This is a genomic window from Bradyrhizobium sp. IC4060 (genome assembly GCF_020193715.1).
Taxonomy (GTDB): Bacteria; Pseudomonadota; Alphaproteobacteria; order Rhizobiales; family Xanthobacteraceae; genus Bradyrhizobium; species Bradyrhizobium yuanmingense.
The window spans coordinates 1-418 of record NZ_JADYVJ010000101.1 but is presented as its reverse complement, the minus strand read 5'-3'; the positions used below and the strand labels follow the sequence as shown (position 1 = coordinate 418).

General features: G+C 54.1%; 1 pseudogene. It reads left to right on the top strand.

Annotated elements, in window-relative coordinates:
• Nucleotides 1–189: 189 nt before the first annotated feature.
• Nucleotides 190–418: pseudogene (locus I6F16_RS37670) on the top strand (hypothetical protein); the annotation flags it as partial.

The following is a 418-nucleotide window of genomic DNA, read 5'->3' as shown; positions in this document are numbered from 1 at the left end:
CTATTTATAACATTAACCCTCTGGATTAGTGGTTTCATTGCCGCTGTACTGGCCGTACCGCACCTTGTCAGCAGTTTCCTCCTCTATGCATGTCCTGCGCCGGAGATAATACTGACTTGCGCAGCATGGCCATAACCCGATCTCCGCCTTTCGGAGAGCCGGCGCTTTCACTACAACAGGGTTTGCAAGATGAAAAAAATCCCGTCAACCACGTTAACAAGAACAGTGGCGTTCTGTGGTTTTGGTTTACTGCTGACTTCAGCGTCCGCTATGGCGGAGTACGCTCCGCTCAGCATCGACTCTCCTTACGCTTTCGGCGACTGGGGCGGCTCGCGCAGCCAGCTGGAGCAGGATGGCGTGCAGTTCCAGGTGAACTACACCATGGAATCCGCCAGCAATTTCTCCGGCGGCTATAACC